The sequence below is a fragment of the Amycolatopsis sp. NPDC033938 genome (assembly GCF_055575975.1).
Genome location: NZ_JBVIRO010000005.1, coordinates 73514 through 90295 on the forward strand (window position 1 = coordinate 73514; position 16782 = coordinate 90295).

General features: G+C 67.8%; 20 protein-coding genes. 6 read left to right on the plus strand and 14 right to left on the minus strand.

The window, feature by feature from the left end; all coding sequences use genetic code 11:
* Positions 1-7 precede the first annotated feature (7 nt).
* Positions 8-862, plus strand: coding sequence for an alpha/beta hydrolase (locus ACZ5ZX_RS16335; protein WP_465502810.1), 855 nt, complete (start codon positions 8-10; stop codon positions 860-862).
* A 43-nt stretch (positions 863-905) separates the two neighbouring features.
* Here ACZ5ZX_RS16335 and ACZ5ZX_RS16340 read toward each other — a convergent pair whose 3' ends face one another.
* Positions 906-1166, minus strand: a complete 261-nt coding sequence (locus ACZ5ZX_RS16340) for an alpha/beta hydrolase family protein (RefSeq protein ID WP_465502811.1) — start codon at positions 1164-1166, stop codon at positions 906-908.
* Between ACZ5ZX_RS16340 and ACZ5ZX_RS16345 the strand changes: the two genes are divergently transcribed.
* Both ACZ5ZX_RS16345 and ACZ5ZX_RS16350 read left to right on the plus strand, forming a co-directional pair.
* Positions 1165-2157: a phage baseplate protein gene (locus ACZ5ZX_RS16345; protein WP_465502812.1), complete on the plus strand. Its 993-nt coding sequence runs from the start codon at positions 1165-1167 to the stop codon at positions 2155-2157. The genes ACZ5ZX_RS16340 and ACZ5ZX_RS16345 overlap by 2 nt on opposite strands.
* A 115-nt stretch (positions 2158-2272) precedes the next feature.
* Positions 2273-3133, plus strand: a complete 861-nt coding sequence (locus ACZ5ZX_RS16350; RefSeq protein WP_465502813.1) for a helix-turn-helix transcriptional regulator — start codon at positions 2273-2275, stop codon at positions 3131-3133.
* Positions 3134-3183: 50 nt separating this feature from the next.
* Here ACZ5ZX_RS16350 and ACZ5ZX_RS16355 read toward each other — a convergent pair whose 3' ends face one another.
* Genes ACZ5ZX_RS16355 through ACZ5ZX_RS16400 form a run of 10 tightly spaced genes read right to left on the minus strand, consistent with a single transcriptional unit; the run spans position 3184 to position 11020 of the window.
* Positions 3184-4134, minus strand: a complete 951-nt coding sequence (locus ACZ5ZX_RS16355) for a 3-oxoacyl-ACP synthase III family protein (protein ID WP_465502814.1) — start codon at positions 4132-4134, stop codon at positions 3184-3186.
* A 13-nt stretch (positions 4135-4147) separates the two neighbouring features.
* Positions 4148-5179: an aldo/keto reductase gene (locus ACZ5ZX_RS16360; RefSeq protein ID WP_465502815.1), complete on the minus strand. Its 1032-nt coding sequence runs from the start codon at positions 5177-5179 to the stop codon at positions 4148-4150.
* 4 nt (positions 5180-5183) lie between these two features.
* A complete protein-coding gene (locus ACZ5ZX_RS16365; RefSeq protein ID WP_465502816.1) occupies positions 5184-5726 on the minus strand; it encodes a carboxymuconolactone decarboxylase family protein in 543 nt (180 codons plus the stop codon).
* A 31-nt stretch (positions 5727-5757) separates the two neighbouring features.
* On the minus strand, positions 5758-7308 hold the full coding sequence (locus ACZ5ZX_RS16370; protein WP_465502817.1) for an FAD-dependent monooxygenase: 1551 nt from the start codon (positions 7306-7308) through the stop codon (positions 5758-5760).
* Positions 7305-7607 carry a putative quinol monooxygenase gene (locus ACZ5ZX_RS16375; RefSeq protein ID WP_465502818.1) on the minus strand — a complete coding sequence of 101 codons (303 nt, stop codon included), beginning with the start codon at positions 7605-7607 and terminating at the stop codon, positions 7305-7307. Before ACZ5ZX_RS16375 ends, ACZ5ZX_RS16370 begins: the two co-directional genes overlap by 4 nt.
* Complete coding sequence (locus ACZ5ZX_RS16380) at positions 7604-8299, minus strand: histidine phosphatase family protein (RefSeq protein ID WP_465502819.1); 696 nt, start codon at positions 8297-8299, stop codon at positions 7604-7606. The genes ACZ5ZX_RS16375 and ACZ5ZX_RS16380 overlap by 4 nt, the downstream gene beginning before the upstream one ends.
* 8 nt (positions 8300-8307) lie before the next feature.
* Positions 8308-8550 (minus strand): acyl carrier protein, encoded by a 243-nt coding sequence (locus ACZ5ZX_RS16385; RefSeq protein WP_465502820.1) that lies wholly within the window; start codon positions 8548-8550, stop codon positions 8308-8310.
* A 28-nt stretch (positions 8551-8578) separates the two neighbouring features.
* Positions 8579-9580, minus strand: coding sequence for a beta-ketoacyl-ACP synthase III (locus ACZ5ZX_RS16390; protein ID WP_465502821.1), 1002 nt, complete (start codon positions 9578-9580; stop codon positions 8579-8581).
* A complete protein-coding gene (locus tag ACZ5ZX_RS16395) occupies positions 9577-10569 on the minus strand; it encodes an AvrD family protein (protein ID WP_465502822.1) in 993 nt (330 codons plus the stop codon). The genes ACZ5ZX_RS16390 and ACZ5ZX_RS16395 overlap by 4 nt, the downstream gene beginning before the upstream one ends.
* Before the next feature lies 1 nt (position 10570).
* Positions 10571-11020, minus strand: a complete 450-nt coding sequence (locus ACZ5ZX_RS16400) for a hotdog fold thioesterase (RefSeq protein WP_465502823.1) — start codon at positions 11018-11020, stop codon at positions 10571-10573.
* 439 nt (positions 11021-11459) lie between these two features.
* Here ACZ5ZX_RS16400 and ACZ5ZX_RS16405 point away from each other — a divergent pair, with 439 nt between their 5' ends.
* Entirely contained in the window at positions 11460-11840 is a 381-nt protein-coding gene (locus ACZ5ZX_RS16405; protein ID WP_465502824.1) for a LuxR C-terminal-related transcriptional regulator, read from the plus strand.
* 240 nt (positions 11841-12080) lie between these two features.
* On the opposite strand, the gene ACZ5ZX_RS16410 is transcribed toward ACZ5ZX_RS16405, so the two are convergent.
* Entirely contained in the window at positions 12081-13043 is a 963-nt protein-coding gene (locus tag ACZ5ZX_RS16410) for an SDR family NAD(P)-dependent oxidoreductase (protein WP_465502825.1), read from the minus strand.
* Positions 13044-13099: 56 nt separating this feature from the next.
* Between ACZ5ZX_RS16410 and ACZ5ZX_RS16415 the strand changes: the two genes are divergently transcribed.
* Positions 13100-13519: a MerR family transcriptional regulator gene (locus ACZ5ZX_RS16415; RefSeq protein ID WP_465502826.1), complete on the plus strand. Its 420-nt coding sequence runs from the start codon at positions 13100-13102 to the stop codon at positions 13517-13519.
* Between the two features lie 69 nt (positions 13520-13588).
* Positions 13589-15022 carry an MFS transporter gene (locus ACZ5ZX_RS16420; protein ID WP_465502827.1) on the plus strand — a complete coding sequence of 478 codons (1434 nt, stop codon included), beginning with the start codon at positions 13589-13591 and terminating at the stop codon, positions 15020-15022.
* On the opposite strand, the gene ACZ5ZX_RS16425 is transcribed toward ACZ5ZX_RS16420, so the two are convergent.
* Both ACZ5ZX_RS16425 and ACZ5ZX_RS16430 read right to left on the minus strand, forming a co-directional pair.
* Complete coding sequence (locus ACZ5ZX_RS16425) at positions 15006-15656, minus strand: response regulator (RefSeq protein WP_465502828.1); 651 nt, start codon at positions 15654-15656, stop codon at positions 15006-15008. The genes ACZ5ZX_RS16420 and ACZ5ZX_RS16425 overlap by 17 nt on opposite strands.
* Positions 15653-16723: a sensor histidine kinase gene (locus ACZ5ZX_RS16430; RefSeq protein WP_465502829.1), complete on the minus strand. Its 1071-nt coding sequence runs from the start codon at positions 16721-16723 to the stop codon at positions 15653-15655. The genes ACZ5ZX_RS16425 and ACZ5ZX_RS16430 overlap by 4 nt, the downstream gene beginning before the upstream one ends.
* Positions 16724-16782: the final 59 nt, after the last annotated feature.

The following is a 16782-nucleotide window of genomic DNA, read 5'->3' on the forward strand; positions in this document are numbered from 1 at the left end:
ACCTCCGATGAGCACCATGTGGCAAGGCTGCCTCGCCGACACCGACTACTTCGAGATGCGCTCCAGCGGCGGGCACGACTACGGCGTCTGGGTCACCACACCACCGGGCTACGACCCCGCCACGACGCGAACGCCTGCCGTGTATGTCCTCGACGGCAACTGGGCCGTGGGCATGACGGCTCCGCTCATCGTCACCCAGGCGGATCCCATGCAGCGGATCCAGCCCTACATCCAGGTCAGCGTCGGCTACGCGGGCGAAGAAGCACAGCACTGGGATCGGCTGCGCAACAGGGATCTCGTGCCACCCGGCGAGCCCATCGCCAAAGAGCTCATCGACGCCGTGGAGATGGGCGTTCAAGCGGGCGCGAGGACCCGCGAGGAATCCGACGCCTACCTCGCCGAACTACGCGACACCCACGCCGACGCGTTCCTGAACTTCCTCACCAACGAACTGCACCCGCGGATCGAACGCGACTACAGCACAGCCACGACCGGCCACGGCCTTTTCGGCTACTCCTACGGCGGCCTCTTCAGCCTCTACACCTGGCTCACCGGCAACACGCTCTTCGAGAGCATCGGAGCGGGCAGCCCCGGCGTCACCGGTGAAGACAGTCAGATCTTCGCCCAGCTCCAAGAGATGGGTGACCGGCGGCTGGCCGCCAAGCTGCACGTGACCCTCAACGAGCGAGAGTTGCTCGGAGACCTGCCCGTCTACCAAAACCTCGCGAAGAACGCGGCCACCGTCCTTCACCGCCTCACCTCACGCGGGGAGGCCGTCACCAGCGCGATCCTGCGTGAAACGCACGTCACCGGCCTGCAGGCATCGTTCCTCAGCTACCTCAGGACCTGCCGGGCTCGGTAAGCCCGCCTTGAGGTGGGCGGCTCGAGAGCGAGCCGGGCCGGTGTCAGGGAACGAGCAGGTACTTGCCGAACCACCGCAGGACCCGCGCGAGAAGGTCGATCTGCGCGGGATATGCCCGGACACCGTGGCCTTCTTCCGGATAGATCACCAGCGCCGAGGGTACGCCGTTGGCACGCAAGGCCTGGTGGAATTCCCTGGCCTGCCCCGCAGGAGTACTGCGGTCGCGGCCGCTTTTGTACGGATCTTGTACGGGCTTGAAGAACTTTCGGTCGGACCGCGCAATTCGACGAAGGTGAGCGCTCATGTCCGAGCAAATGCCCCGGGAGCTCGTTTCTCGACGTTCACTGCTGCGCGCGGGTGGTGGACTCGCCGCGACGACGGCACTGCTCGGCGCCGGCGCCACGTTCGCCGGACCGGCTTCGGCCGCGATCACGGCGCTGCCGGCGTCCAAGCGTTTCGACCTCACCGAGCCGTCTTACGACGAGTTCCGCGGCAAGATCCTGCATGAGGCACACCATGTGATGCAGGGCTTCGCGTTCGACAACCAGAACGTGCGCATCTTCATCGTGAACGCCCGCGATGGCGGGACCGGGGACGACCTGTGCGTCACCCAGGTCAACTTCTCCGGGCAGATCCAGGGTTCGATGCACCTCAACAACGCCGGGCACGGTGTGTCGATCGGCGTCGAACCGGTGGGCACCGACTCCTACATCTGGATGGAATGCGATTCGGACGGACCCACCGGCGACGGGCGAGGGACGGCACTGGCCAGGTTCAAGTTCGTCAACGGTGGCACGCCGTCGGTCAAGAAGTTCCTCACCGGCAGCGACACGATCACCTGTGCCACCGATCCGATCACCAAGCGGATCGCGGTACGCCGCAAGGAGAGCGGCAAGATGACCATCAGCGTCTACCCGCTCGCGTCCGCCGCCGCCGGCGACTTCGGCGCACCGCTGGCGCATTTCCCGCAGCCCGCACTGGCCGCCGAGCCGGTGACCTTCCAGGGGTACACCATTCACGGTCAGTATCTGTACACATTGGACGGTACGGGCCACGAGAACCCCGCCGACATCAACTCCTACGTCACGTGCATCGACATGAACACCGGCAAGGTGAAGAGCCGCGCGCTGACCAAGGCGGGTGAGTCGCTGGTGTTCCGCGAGCCGGAGGGACTCGGGATCTACCGGAGCCTGGCCGGGGAGACCCGGTTGTACCTGGGCTTCGGCTCGCGCAGCAGCATGGACAATCCCAATCGCTACGCGAACCTGTTCTACAAGAACGTCCTCATCGACTGAAGGCGGTGCCCGCCGCTCTGATGTCCTGAAACCACCCGGCAAGGTGTGTCGCCTCTTACGAGGATCACAGTCGATAGTCCTTGACCGAATTTCGACCACCACCTTGAATGACTGTATGCCGGAGCATGTGAACACCGACCTCGGTGGCTATCTGCGTCGTATGCGGGAGCGGACCAAGCCCGGTGAGCTCGGGCTGGTCAGCCGGGGCGCGCGGCGTGTCCCGGGCCTGCGGCGCGAAGAGGTCGCGGCACTGGCGGGGGTCAGCTCGACCTATTACACCCGGTTGGAGCAGGCCCAGACGGCGCACGCGTCGCCGGAGATCCTCTCGGCCATCGCGAGGGCGCTGGAATTGAGCGCCGACGAGGAGGAGTACCTGCTCAAGATCGGGACCGCCGCACCTGCCCGGCCGGTCAAACCGGCCAAAACCGACGAAGTGCACCCGCAGACCCGAATGCTGGTGAGCGCGCTGAGCGACGCGGCGGTGGCGGTACTGAACTTCCGGTGCGACATCCTGTCGTGGAATTCGCTGTTCCACAAACTGTTCGCTTCGCATTTGGCATTCGCGGCACCCGAAAACGTCGAAAACCGGCCGAACATCATCAAACTCAACTTCCTCGACGAAAACGTGCGCTCGTTGTACGCGGATTGGTCGACAGAGGCGGAGTACAACGTTTCGTACCTGCGCTACATCGCGGGGAACCACCGGCACGACACCCGGCTGGCCGAGTTGATCGGTGAACTCACCATGGCCAGCGAGGAGTTCTCGAATCTGTGGGTCGGCCAGACCGTCGGCAACTGCACGGTGGGGACGAAGACCTTCCGGCACCCCGTCGTCGGTGAACTCGACCTGATGTACCAGTCCGCCGAACTCGGCGACGGCAACATCCTGAAGTTCTATCACGCGGAACCGGACTCCCCGCACGAAGCGGCGTTGAAGCTGCTCGCGGTGGATCTGGAGCAGGTCTACTCCCGCTGAACCCGCGGAAAGGGCCCCTCGCGCGCGGGCGAGGGGCCCTTTCCGTGCGGTCAGACGACTTCGAGGGCCGCGACACCCCAGGTGAACCCGGAGCCCGCGGTGGCCAGCACGACGACGTCTCCCGAAGCGAGCTTTCCCTGTTCCTGCAAGCGTTCCAAGGCCAGGAAGACGTCGACACCGCCGAGGTGACCGTCTTCCTCGTACAGGAACACACTGCGGTCTTCCGTGACGCCCAGCGTCTTGAGGTAGTCTCGCTGCAAGTTGATGTTGCCGTGTGTCACCAGGAAGTACGCGACCTCCTCCACGTCGCGCTTCGCGTCTTCGAGAACCGACCGGGTCAGGCCGACGAAGTTCTCGGTGAACGCCTCGCCGAGGCCGGGGCGTTCGGTCTCCTCACGGAAGACCTTGACCTCGTTGTCCTTGACAGCGCCGTAGTAGTAGTCGACCCACACCGGGTCGGTCCGGTGCGCGGAGCCGAGCAGTTCGTACTTGTGCTCGGCCGAGACGAGCACCGCGGCGGCCCCATCGGCGAAGTTGAACAGCTCCAGCAACTGGCCGGGGTAGTCGACGAGCCTGCTCAGCGGGTCCGCGATGATCACGAGCGCCGCCTTGTGCACGCCCAGTTTCACCTGGTCGTTCGCCAGGCCGACAGCGGCGAGACCGGCGTTGCAGAAGTTGGACACCTCGATGCACTGCGCGTGGTGGATGCCCGCGCCCAGCGCGATCTTGGCCGCGGGGGACCAGAACGGCCGCCCCCACTCGGCCGACCCGGCGTAGACGACCAGTCCGATGTCCTCGGCGTCGATCTCGTTGCGGGCCAACAGCTTTTCGACGGCCGTCTGGGCGAGATCCCACGGCATCCGGCCTTCGGGGAGGCAGGAGAGCCGTCCGGAGGGGAGAACTTTCCGTACGTCTTCGAGGCTCAGCCCGGAAAGCGCGCTGATTTCTTCGGCCGTCCGGCTCTCCGAAGCGATTTCGATGGTGAAGTCGGTGATCCCCATGGTTTCCCTCCAGTTACCCGTATTCCACGACGGAATGCGGCACGTACGGTGCTTCCAGCCGGTCGACCTCGTCGTCCTCCAGCCGGAGGTCCAGCGCCGCGACCGCGTCTTCGAGGTGGTGCGGTTTCGTGGCGCCGATGACCGGTGCGGTGACCGCGGGGCGCTGGAGCAGCCAGGCGAGCGCGACCCGCGCACGGGGCACCCCGCGTTCCGCGGCGATTTCGGCGACGACCCCGGCCACGCGACGATCGGCCTGTTCGGTAGGGCCGTAGAACAAATCCTGGATCGGGTCGCCCGCGGTCCTCGGCGACGCGGCTTCCCAGTCACGAGTCAGCTTTCCCCGCGCGAGCGGGCTCCACGGCGTGACGCCGACACCCTCTTCGAGGCAGTACGGCAGCATCTCGCGTTCTTCTTCGCGGTTGATCAGGTTGTAATGGTTCTGCATGCTGACGAACCGGGTCCAGCCGTACCGGTCGGCGAGGTACTGGGCCTTCACGAACTGGTAGGTGTGCATGGACGACGCGCCGAGGTAGCGGACCTTCCCTGACTTCACCGTGTCGTGCAACGCCTCCATCGTCTCCTCGATGGGGGTTTCGTAGTCCCACCGGTGGATGATGTACAGATCGAGGTAGTCGGTGCCGAGCCGCCGCAGGCTCGCGTCCAGTTCCTGCATGATCGCCCGGCGCGAGAGACCGCGCGCCAAGGGACCGTCGCCCATCGGCTGATGCACCTTGCTGGCGAGTACGACCTCTTCGCGGGCCACCAGCCGGTTGATCGCCGCGCCGACGATCCGCTCGCTCGAACCGAGCGAATAGACGTTGGCGGTGTCGAAGAAGTTGATCCCGAGATCCAACGCCTGCTTGAGGAACGGGAGGCTTTCGGCTTCGGGGAGCGACCACGGATGCGTGCCGAGTCCCGGCTCTCCGTAGCTCATGCATCCGAGTGCCAGCCTCGACACCTTCAGGCCCGATGCTCCGAGCCGCACGTACTCCACGTTGTCCCCTTCTCCGCCGGTGACCGGCGGCCGGATGTGGCCGCCGGTCACGGGGTCACTTCTGCAGTTCGGTGAGCCGCGCCCAGGACGCGATCTCCGCGTCGACCGGGATCTCCAGGCTGTTGAGGTACATGGCGGTCATCGACGCGTGCCCCGCGAGGTGGGTGATCTCGGCGATCTCGTTCTCGGAGAAGTGCTCGCGCAGCCCCCAGAACGCGTCGTGACCGGCCTTGTGCAGCAGCATGCAGTCGTCGACGTATTTGATCAGCGCGGCGCGGTCGGCGGGCATACCCTCGGTGCGGCCGTGTTCGATGGCGTCGATCTCCTCGTCGGTCAGCCCGGCCTTGACCGCGAGCGGGTAGTGGATGGCGCGCTCGAACTCGCTTTCCCGCAGCTTCGCCACGCGCATCACGATGATCTCGCGCTGCAGCAGACTCAGCAGCCCGACGGTGAAGGTGGCACCGAGTGCGAGATGCGCGCCCGCGGAATTCTTGGTCAACAGCAACGCCCTGGTCAGGTTCGACTGGAAACGCTCATACACCGCCGCCTGCTCCGGGGTGAAGTCTTCGATGGCGGGAAGGGTGACGCGATCTGCCATGATGGTTCTCTTTTCTTCGGTCGGAAGGGATTCAGACAGCGGCGGGTTGGTCGAGCAGCAGCCCGCATTCGGCCGCGAGCGTGGCCAGGCTTTCGCGGGTCCCGCCGGGGTTTTCGCCGTCGATGGCGACGACGCCGTCGAGATGTCCGTCCGGGCGGACGAGCAGTGCCAGCGCGTCCCGGCCGAACCGTGGCAACAGCGGTCCGGGCGGACGGCCCCCGAGGTCGAGGACCGTGATGCCGGGAAAGGACTTCCGGAGCTCTTCGAGGACCTGGACCCACTGTTCGTAGCGGTACTCACGGCCGGGCCACAGCAGCGCCGTATGCCGTCCGGCGTCGAGCACCGGCTCGATGCTCGACGGCCGCCATCCCAGCGGAAGCCGTTCTCCGGAGACGAAACCGTGGCCGTCCCGGCCCAGCGGATAGCGGGTGTCGATCTGCGCGAGCTTGGGCGCGAGCACCGATTCGAGGACGGAGGTGGCCGAACCGAGCCGGTACAGCACGTCGCGCACCACGGTCTGCCGCCGCTTCGAGTACAGCCCGATCCGCGCGAGGGTGGTGGACAGCCTGGCGACTTCTTCCACCGCGGGACGGCGTTCGCCGTCGTAGCTGTGCAGCAACTCCGGCGCGTACCGGCCGCGGGCGACGCCCGCCAGCTTCCAGCCGAGGTTGACCGCGTCCTGGATCCCGGTGTTGAGGCCCTGCGCGCCGGACGGGCTCATCACGTGCGCCGCGTCTCCGACCACGAACACCCGGCCGTGCCGGAACGACTCCGCCGACCGGACGTTCGCGACGAAGACGCCGCTGAAGTTCATCTTCCCGAGCTGTTTCACGCCGGGAACGCGTTCACGCAGCAGGGTTTCGAAGAACTCGCGGTCGGGCTTGTCGCCTTCGAAGCCGTGGGGCACCGAGGCCCCGACCCGGAACACGCCATCTCCGAGCGGCGCGAGCACCATGTTCCCGGTACGGGTCAGGTAGTAGCCGATCTCGCTGCTGGTGACCTCGCCGATGAGCTCGGCGTCGGTGATGGCCAACCGCGTCCGCAGCGCGTGGCCGTCGAAGCCGAACCCGAATTCACGCCGTACGGAGCTGTCGAAGCCGTCCGCGCCCACGACATATCCGTAGGTCTCGACGACTTCGCCCGCCCGCCCCGCGCGAATCCGGACCGTGACCCCGTCGGCGTCCTGTTCACCGGCGAGGAACTCGTGGTCGTACCGGATCTCGCCGCCGAGCGCGACAAGATGCGACTCGAGGATCTCCTCGGTCTTCCACTGCGGGATCGTGATGGCGAACGGGTACGCCACCCCGCGCAGCCGGTCGAACCGGATCTGCCCGATGCGCTTCTTGTCGGAGTAGTAGTTCATCTGGTCGAAGTAGTGGCCGCCGCCGACCAGCTTCTCCGCCACTCCGACACGGTCGAGCAGTTCCAGGACGCGCGGCCAGAGGATGGTAGCCCGCGAGTGCGGGCTCTGGCGCCGGGTCTTCGAGACGACCTCGACCGCCACTCCCGCCTGGAGCAGTTCGCAGGCGAGGACCAGCCCCACCGGGCCCGCCCCGACGATGAGGACACGGGGCTGCTTCATCGGGACTCCAGCGCCACCGGGGTGATCCGGCGGGCGTTGGGCGGGTGCGGGAACGACGTCTTCACCTGGGCGAGGAAAGCCTCGGTGTAGTCGGTCTTCATGTGCAGGTCGATGGCGTGCTGGTCGGCCCAGGTCTCCACGAGCACGATCCGGTTCTCCTCGGTCTCCGGCAGGTAGACCTCGAAGCGGTGGCAGCCCTCTTCTTCCAGCGTCGGGGGCACGAGGGCGGCCAGGCCCTCGATGACGTGGTCCAGCTGTCCGGGAAGGACGTCCATGTCGACGACGATGTGCACGGTCATGAGCAGGAAACCTCTTTCGGGACAAGGTGATCGGGGCGGGGAAGGGCACGGGGCGGGTGGAGCGCCTGCCGGGACCATGGCTGTTCGCAGGCACGGGGTTCGACGTTCCAGTGCTGGACGCTCGCGACGAGCGCGCTGCCGGTTTTGGCCACCCGCAAGGACATCGCCCGGCCGTTGCCGAGCATGCCCTGCCGGGTACCGCGCAGCAGATGGCGCGCGAGGATGTTCAGCACCCCGCCGTGGGTCACCACGAGTACCGAGCGGCGGGGGCCGGGATCACCGTCCGCGATGATCCCGGCGAGGCCGCGGGAAAGCCTGCCGAGCACGGCTCCCGGCGCCTCACCGCCGGGCGGGGCGTACCGCTCGTCGTGTTCCAGTCTGTCCATTTCGGACGGATTGGTGCGACGGTACTCGGCGCGGTCGAGTCCGTCGATCAGGCCGAGATCGCGTTCACGCAGCTCGCCGACCTGCCGGTGGGGCACGCCGACGGTTCCGGCGACGACGGCCGCGGTCCGCACCGCGCGTTCCAGCCGCGACGAGTACACCGCCGCCCAGCGGGCCGGGTCGAGCGAGTCCGCGATCTCCCGCGCCTGGCCGAGACCCGTGTCGTTGAGCGGTATGTCCACGAGAGCCTGGAACCGGTTCTGCGCGTTGTAGTCGGTCTCCGCGTGCCGGAGGAGGACGAGCTGCACGGCCGGCCTCAGGCGGCCGCGCGCAGCGAACCGAGGACCGACGCCGCCTCGGCGAGGGTCTGCTGTGGCGTCAGCGTTCCTTCGGAGATGGTGACGCCCAGCTTCTTCTCCAGCGCGAGCGACATCTCCATCAGGGCGAGCGAGTCCAGGGAAAGGTCCTCGAACACCGTATCCGGGGCGACCTCCTCGGCCGGGACTTCGTACTTCGAGACGAGCAGCTCGGAGATCAGCTCGGAAATGGCCGTGGTCATGACGTTCCTCCTTGACGTGGTGGGGTTTTCAGTCGGTCACGAGCTCGGGCCAGCGCACCGTCGCCGATCCCCAGGTCGCCCCGCCGCCGAACGCGGTGAGCAGGACCTTGTCGCCGCGCCGCAGGGTGCCGTCGGCCGCGCCGTCGGCGAGGGCGAGCGGGATGGACGCGGCGGCGGTGTTGCCGACGCGTTCGATGTTCATCACGGCCTTGGCCGGGTCGACGCCGAGCTGGTCGGCGACGGCGTGGATGATCCGTTTGTTCGCCTGGTGACCGACGAACCGGTCCACCTCCCCCACCGCCCAGCCGGTTTTGGCCAGTACGGCCAGTGAGGACTCGGTCATCCGGCGGACGGCGTTGACGAACACCGCTTTGCCTTCCATGCGGAAATAGGTGTCCGCCACGTCCGCGGGCCGCCCGGTCGAGCGCTGTTCCGAGCCGCCGGCGCGCACGGTGATGAAGTCGGCGAGGTTGCCGTCGCTGCCAAGGTCGAAGCCGAGCAGCGCGCCTTCCTCGTCCGCTTCACCGGCGCGCAGCACCACCGCGCCCGCGCCGTCGCCGAAGATCGCGACCGTGGTGCGGTCGTCGGGATCGAGGATCGTGCTGAACGCTTCGGCGCCGATCACCACGATCCGCTCGGCGAAGCCGGCGACGATGCCGGCGGCCGCGGACTGCAGGGCATAGAGGAATCCCGAGCACACCGCCGAGACGTCGTATGCCGGAACGCCGGCCATGCCCATCCGCGCGGCGACCGTGGGCGCCGTGGCCGGACAGAGCCTGTCCGGGGTGGTCGTGGCCAGGACGACCATGTCCGCCGAGGCGATCCCGGCCGATTTCATCGCCCGCAGCCCGGCTTCGGTCGCGAGGTCGCCGGTGGACATGCCGGGCTCGACGACGTAGCGCTGCCCGATCCCGGTCCGGCTGCGGATCCACTGGTCCGAGGTGTCCAGTCGCCTGGCGAGTTCGTCGTTCGACACCGCGCGCGGCGGAAGGTCGGCGCCGATCCCGGCGACGACGGCGGCGCGGGTCACTGGTCCGCTCCTGCCGGCAGTTTGTGGGTGACGGCGGACCGCAGCTCGACGCCGCCGATCGCGCCGACGATGTCGGCCGTGCGCCAGAGCGCACCCGCCATGGAAATCCGCTCGGTGTTCTCGAGCCAGGTCGCGACTTCGGCACCGTCGGGGCACGGGAGTTCCCGGTGCGCGGAGGTGAGCGTGGTCTGCCGCATCCACAGCGTTTCGCTGTCCGCGCGGCGGACGCCGTCCAAGTCGTAGAGAAGGACCTGCGCCAGCTGGAGCGCGGTGACGAAACCGTCCACCATGGACACCGAAGGCGCCGTCCGGACCGTCGGCACGACAAGGGAGTCGTCGTGGGAGAGGTTCAGGGTCGCCTCGGCGCGCAGTGCGGCGTGGTCGATCCGGACGTCACGGATCTCCTGACGCCAGGTCTTGAAGCCTTCGCCGTAGTAGCGATCGGCCGAAGGACCGAGCAAGGTCGACGGCGTGTCGTACGTCCGGGTTCCCGGGCGGGGCTTGACCGGGGCGTGCACCAGGTCGGTGCGGACCCGCATCGTGCCGATCCGGCAGTCGGTGGCCGAGATCGCGCGATCGCCGTCGCGCTCGGTGCGGCCGGTGAGCCGGACGGGCAGGCGGCCGAGGTCCTCCTGCGGTTTCGTCCCGGCGGTGATCCGCACCCGACGGACCCAGAGCCCGCCGAGATCCGGACCGTAGGCGTCGGCGAGCGCGAGTTCGCTCGTCTCCACGGCCAGCACCAACGCGTCGATGGTGCTGAAGTGCGGGCGCAGATCACGGGCCGCGCCCTTGCGTGACCAGTCGGCCGGGTAGCTCAGCCCGACGGTCGATTCGGTGCGCAGCTCCCCGGCGTTCGTGCAGCTGCTTTCGATCCCGGAGACGTGGTACCCGACCCGGCGGAAACCGCGGCCGAAGAAGCGCTTTTCGCCAGGACCGAGATAGTCATCCACAATGGACAGTTCGGTGGGTGCCGAAGCGATGGCCGTCATCTCATACCTCCACAGTGGACATTCGGGTGCGACTGCCGACGACGCAGGTGAGCCGCGCGGTGCAGGTACGGTTACCGTTCGCGTCGGTGATCACGATTTCGTAGGCGGCGACGGTCCGGCGTTCGTGGAGCGGACGGCAAACGCCGGTCACCACCCCGGAGGAGACCCAGCGGTGGTGCGTGCAGGACAGGTCGAGCCCGACCGCGTTGCCGCCGGGGCCGGCGTAGAGGAACGCGGCGACCGAACCGAGTGTTTCGGCGAGGACCGCGTTCGCGCCGCCGTGCAGGATGCCCAGCGGCTGCCGGTTCCCCTCGATCGGCATCGAGCCGATCACGAGACCAGGCTCGCAGGTGAGGATCTCGATCCCGAGCCTGCTGACCAGTTGTTCGGCCTGGTAACCCGGGTCGATACGCACCGGGCCCAAGGTCGTATTTGTCACGAAGCTCCCCATTCTCCTCATGCCGAACCGGTGCGAGGGCAGCAAGGAACCAGCGGGACGGCCCCAGTACCGTCCCGTCTCTCATCCCTGGGCCGAAGCCGGACGGCGCCGCGTCGGGCCGTGTCACGTCATCGGCGAAAGAGTGGATCTGCGCTCTCGGCGTCGAGAGAGGCTTGCCGCCACCGGCGAGTTCGCCAGATGGCACCGCGGCCGTCGTTCCGGCCTGCAGCCAGAAAACACGAACGGGTGATCATCTGCAAGTGCATACACCATTGTTGACACGATCCTGCCAAGACAATGGGCATCCCGGCGTATTTCGATCAAACGATTGGCGCGCCGCGTACCCGCATATCGGGAAATAACGTCCTGTGACCGTACCCACAGGACGGCGGTTTGGGCACCGCGCGGTAACTTGCTAACCTTGGCCCAAGCTATTCTGGGGGCTGTACACATGAATCATCTGGCCAAGACTCGATCGATACCCGAAAATTCCGCCGCCGAATCGGTCGCCCGGCGTCGTGCCGACGTCGAAGGGCATTTGAGCCGGGAAGACCGGGAAATCCTACGGCTGCTCGTCGAATGCAGCAATGATGAGACCATCGCCCGCCGTCTCGTGGTGAGCGTCCGCACCGTCCGCCGCCGGATCGCGCGCATCATGTGCCTGCTTCGAGCCGAGAACAGGTTCGCCGCCGGGGTGGCGGCCGCGACCCTCGGCTTGCTGGCCTTTCCCTGCCAGGAGGAGGCTTTCACGCCGCCTTCCCCGGCGCCCGCGGTGTCGGCCGCGCGCAGGCACCGCCCCGCGTCACCGCCGCTGAGGATGCTCCGGACCTAGCGCCGGGACACTCTTCTCCCTCTTGCCACCAGCGGTGCTCGACGTCCGGTTCGGACCGGACGTCGAGCACCGATTTACTGTGTGCGGATCGACTGGGGGATTCAATACCGTTTTCGTGATCCGCGCCGAAAACAGCGGCACTCGCGGTCCGGCAAAAATACCTACACCGACCGGTTGAAAATAGCGTCACGAAATAGCGCCTTCGACACGCGGACGCAGAATGTCCGAATCGTGCCGCTATTAGGCGAACGCGTTCACCCCGGTGAGGCGAGCCGAAAGTTCCCAGAGCCGGGCGGCCTCGCCGGTATCGATGGCGTATTCGCGCACGCCGACCATCGGGCCGTCTTCCCCTGCCGCGACCTCGGCGATTTCGCAGTCCTCGCAGTACACGCCGCCCATGCCGTCGAGCTGCGGCGAGGTCGCTGCCCAGACCTGTGTCGCGGCGCCCTGGGGCGGGGTCTTGAACTCCGGATCGGCGAGCACGCCGTTCTCGTCGACCCAGCCGAACTCGACCATCTCCTGCCGGTCCAGATGCCGCTGCAGCGGCGTCAGGATCGCGCCGGGATGCAGGGAGAACGCCCGGACCCCCTGTTCGGCGCCGAGGGCGTCCAGGCGCACCGCGAACAGCACGTTCGCCGTTTTGGCCTGGCCGTAGGCGAGCCACTTGTCGTAGCCGGTTTCGAACTGGACGTCATCCCAGCGCATCGGCGAGTTGTGATGCCCCGCCGAGGACACCGCGACGACGCGGGCGCCGCCCGAGGCGGCCAGCGCCGGCCAGAGGCGGTTCACCAGCGCGTAGTGGCCGAGGTGGTTGATCGCGAACTGCGCCTCCCAGCCGGGGCCGACGCGCTGTTCGGCGCACGCCATCACACCGGCGTTGTCGATCATCAGGTCGATCGGCCGTCCGGTGGCGAGGAAGCGTCCGGCGAAGGCCTCGATGCTGTCGAGATCGGCGAGGTCGAGCTCACCGACCTCGACACCGGGCAGTCCGCCGAGCGCGCCTTCCGCGATGTCGGGACGGCGGGCGGGCACCACGACCTGGGCACCGGCGTTCGCCAGAGCCTTCGTGGTTTCCAGGCCCAGCCCCGAATATCCGCCGGTCACGACGGCGATCCCGCCCGCGAGGTCGACGCCTCGCAGGACATCGTCGGCGGTGCTGCGCGCGCCGAATCCGGACCCGATCTTGTGCTGCGGCGTGGTCATGCGGTGAACGCTAGAAGCTAGAGTGCTCTCTAGGTCAATGGGTTATCCTCGGACGGGTGATCGACACCACAACGGAACTCACCATCGGCCAGGTCACCGAACGCACGGGTCTCAGCGTGCACGCGCTTCGCTTCTACGAGAAGGAAGGGCTGCTCGCGGCGGCGGTGAAACGCGGCTCGAACGGGCGCCGCGTGTACACCGAATGGGACGTCGAATGGCTCGCCAACTGCACGAAGTTCCGGGCTTCGGGTATGCCGCTCGCCACCATCCGGAAGTTCGCCGAACTCGTCCGTCAGGGGCCGGGGAACGAACAGGACAGGCTGGAACTGCTGCGCGAGCACCAGAACCACATCGTCGCCCGGATCGCCGAACTCACCGACTGCCTCGACCTGATCACCAAGAAGGTCCAGGTATACGAAGAGCACGTTTCCCGAGGTACCGCCCATGATCTGTGGCGGGAACCGGCCGCGGATTAGCCTGGTACTGCCAGTGGTAGTCACGGCAGGGAGCTGGCTAAATCCTCCCGGCGGCTCGAACCTGGCAGCATGACGACCGATACGGCTCCTGCCGCTCCCGCGCAGCCGACCCGCATGACCGGCCGCCAGCTCATGGTTCTGGTGGTCCTGCTGGCCTCGCAGTTCATGATGGCCGCGGATTTCTCCGTGCTGAACGTCGCCCTCCCGCGCGTCGGCGCGGAACTGGGCTTCTTCGCCGGTGACCTGCAATGGATCACCACCATGTTCGCGTTGACCGCCGCCGGCTGCACCCTCGTGTTCGGTCGCGTCGGCGACTACCTCGGCAGGCGGCGGATCTTCGTCGCCGGGATGGCGTTGCTCGCCGCCGCGTCGGTCGTCGGCGGGATCGCGGACACACCCGCGCTCCTGCTCGTCGCCAGGACGCTGCAGGGCCTCGCCACCGCCGCGATCACCCCGGCCGCGCTGGCCATGCTGACCACCGCCTTCACCGAACCTTCCTTGCGTACCAAGGCTTTGGGCCTCAACGGCGTGATGATGAGCTCCGGTTTCACCGTCGGCTCGATCCTCGGCGGCGTGCTGACCGACCTGCTTTCCTGGCGCTGGGCGTTCTTCATCAACATCCCGGTGGCGATCGCCGCGATCATCGTCGTCCCGATGGTGGTTCCGGAAAGCAAGGCGGAGAACCGGAAGAAGCTCGACGTGCCCGGCGCGGTGCTCATCACGACCGGCCTGTTCGCCGGGATCTACGGCATCACCCGGGCCGCCGAGTCCGGTTTGGACACTGTGTCGGTCTTCTCGCTGGCCCTCGCCGCCGTGCTGCTGATCGCCTTCTGGGTGGTGGAAAGCCGGACCGAGGACGCGCTTGTCCCGGTGGCCATCCTGAAGCGGCCGGACATCGCCTTCGGCAACCTGGCGGCGTTGTTCATTTTCGGCGGTGAGACCGCGCTGATCTTCTTCACCGCCCTGTACGTCCAGAACGTCCTCGGCCACTCGTCGCTCGTCGCCGGCCTGGTGCTCCTCGGCATCGGGGTCGGGCAGATCCTGGGCGGCAGCATCGGGCCGAAGATCCTCGCCAAGGTCTCGCCGCGCACCATGCTCGGCGCCGCCTTGATCGGCCAGGGCGCGTTCATGCTGCCCGGAATCTGGATGGCCGCGACCAACGGCTGGCTCGCGATCCTGGTCGCCGCCGAATTCGTCAACGCGATCTTCTCGATGCTGGCGATGCTGTCCTTCATGGTCATCTCGACCTCCGCGGTCGACACCGACTCGCAGGGCATGGCGACCGGGATGGCCACGCAGAGCCAGCAGGTCGGTATCGCGATCGGCATCCCGCTGATGAGCGCGGTCTTCACCGCGGTCGTGGCGGGCGGGACCGGGCCAGCCGTGGAACTGTCCGCCATCCACGTCGCCATCGCCGTCGACGCGTTCGCGCTGATCGGGGCCGGGGTGTTGCTGTGGCTCGCCCTGCGGTCCACACAGGACGGTGTCAATCGTCCCAGGTGACCAAGCCGAACTTGTGCGCCTGGATCACCGCTTGCACCCGGGTGGAGACTCCGAGCTTGGCCAGGATCCGTTCCACATGGACCTTCACCGTGCCGGCCGCGATGCCCAGCTCGTCGGCGAGGTCGGCATTGGCGAGGCCGCGGGCGAGACCACGCAGGACTTCCGTCTCGCGTGGGGTGAGCAGCGCCAGTTCCGGCGGCGCCGGCCGCGGCGACGTCCGTGCGAAGCGGGTCACCAGGCGGCGGGTCACCTGCGGATCGATCAGCCCCTGCCCGCGGTGGGCGAGGCGGACGGCGTCGACGAACAGTTCCGGTGCGCTGTCCTTGAGCACGAAGCCGACCGCGCCGGCTTGCAGGGCGCCGAAGAGGTACTCGTCGAGGTCGAAGGTGGTCACCGCGATCACGGCGGGTTCCGGTTCGAGGAGCCGTAGCTTCCTGATGGCGTCGATGCCGTCCATTCCCGGCATCCGGATGTCCGTCATCACCACGTCAGGCCGCCGGAGCCGGGCGAGGGAGAGCAGTTCGGCGCCGTCCGCGGCCGCGCCGATCACCTCGATGTCCGGCTCACCGGTGAGCAGCAGCCGCATTCCGTCCCTGGCGGCGTCCTGGTCGTCGGCGACGATCACCTTGATCACGCGCCTCCTCCGTTCCACGGGATCCTCGCCTGCACCCGCCAGCCCCCGCCGTCGCGCGGACCGGCCCGCACGCTGCCGCCCAGTGCCGCCGCCCGTTCACGCATGCCACGCACTCCGTTGCCCTCCAGGGCTTCCGCGACGTCCTGGCCGTCGTCGTCCACCGTCACCACCAGATCCCCGTCCGCCGCCGCGAGCCGGACCTCGGCCCGGTTCGCCGACGCGTGCCGGGCCACGTTGCTCAGCGACTCCTCGATGATCCGGTAGGCGGCGGCCTGGACGGGCGACGGCGGCTCGGCGCCAAGGAGGTCCCGTACGACGGACACCGAGAGCACACCCCGTAATCGGTCGGCGAGAACGTCCACTTCGGACAGCCCGGGAGCCTCGTCTTCCCGCAGGACGTCCACCAGGGAGCGCACCTGGCCCAGTGCCTCCCCCGCCAGCTCGGCGATGGTGGCCAAAGCCTCGTCCGCGGCGCCGCCCGCCTTGCGACCCCCCAGCGCCCGCAGCCGGATCGCGCTCAAGTGGTGACCGACGAGGTCGTGCACGTCCCTGGCCACACGATTCCGCTCGCGCGCCTGTGCCCGTTCCGCCTCGGACTCGACGAGCCGTCGTAAGGCTTTCGCCCGATCCGCCTGCAATCGCAACGTGTAGCCGAGGCTGACCGGCAGTACCGCGAGTCCCGCGGAGATGAGCACATCCGATGGCACCAGCGGGCCGCCGCGCGACAGCGCCACTCCCAGCAGCCAACCGGTGGCCACGACCGCGAGCAGGACGCGGTGACCGCGCAGGTGATACGCGGCGGAGAAGACCGCGACCAGCACCGGCCACGGCGGGACCGCCGTTTCGAGCCAGAGCGAGCCGAGCGTCGAAGCCCCGGTGAGCGCCACCGAGGCGAGCGGCACCCGGCGGCGTCCGAGCAGCGGGACACAGGTCGCCAACGTCCAGATCGCCACTACCGGAGTCAGGGATTTCCCGTCGAGTGCGGGCAGCCCGAGTGAGACGACGAAGACGCCCGCAGCGATCACGACGTCCTGCGCCTCCGCCGGAAGCGCTCGCCATCTGTTCATCGGTTCCCCGTTCTATGCCGGACGGCAGACGCGCCACTCGCGTTCCGCTGCCAACGTGG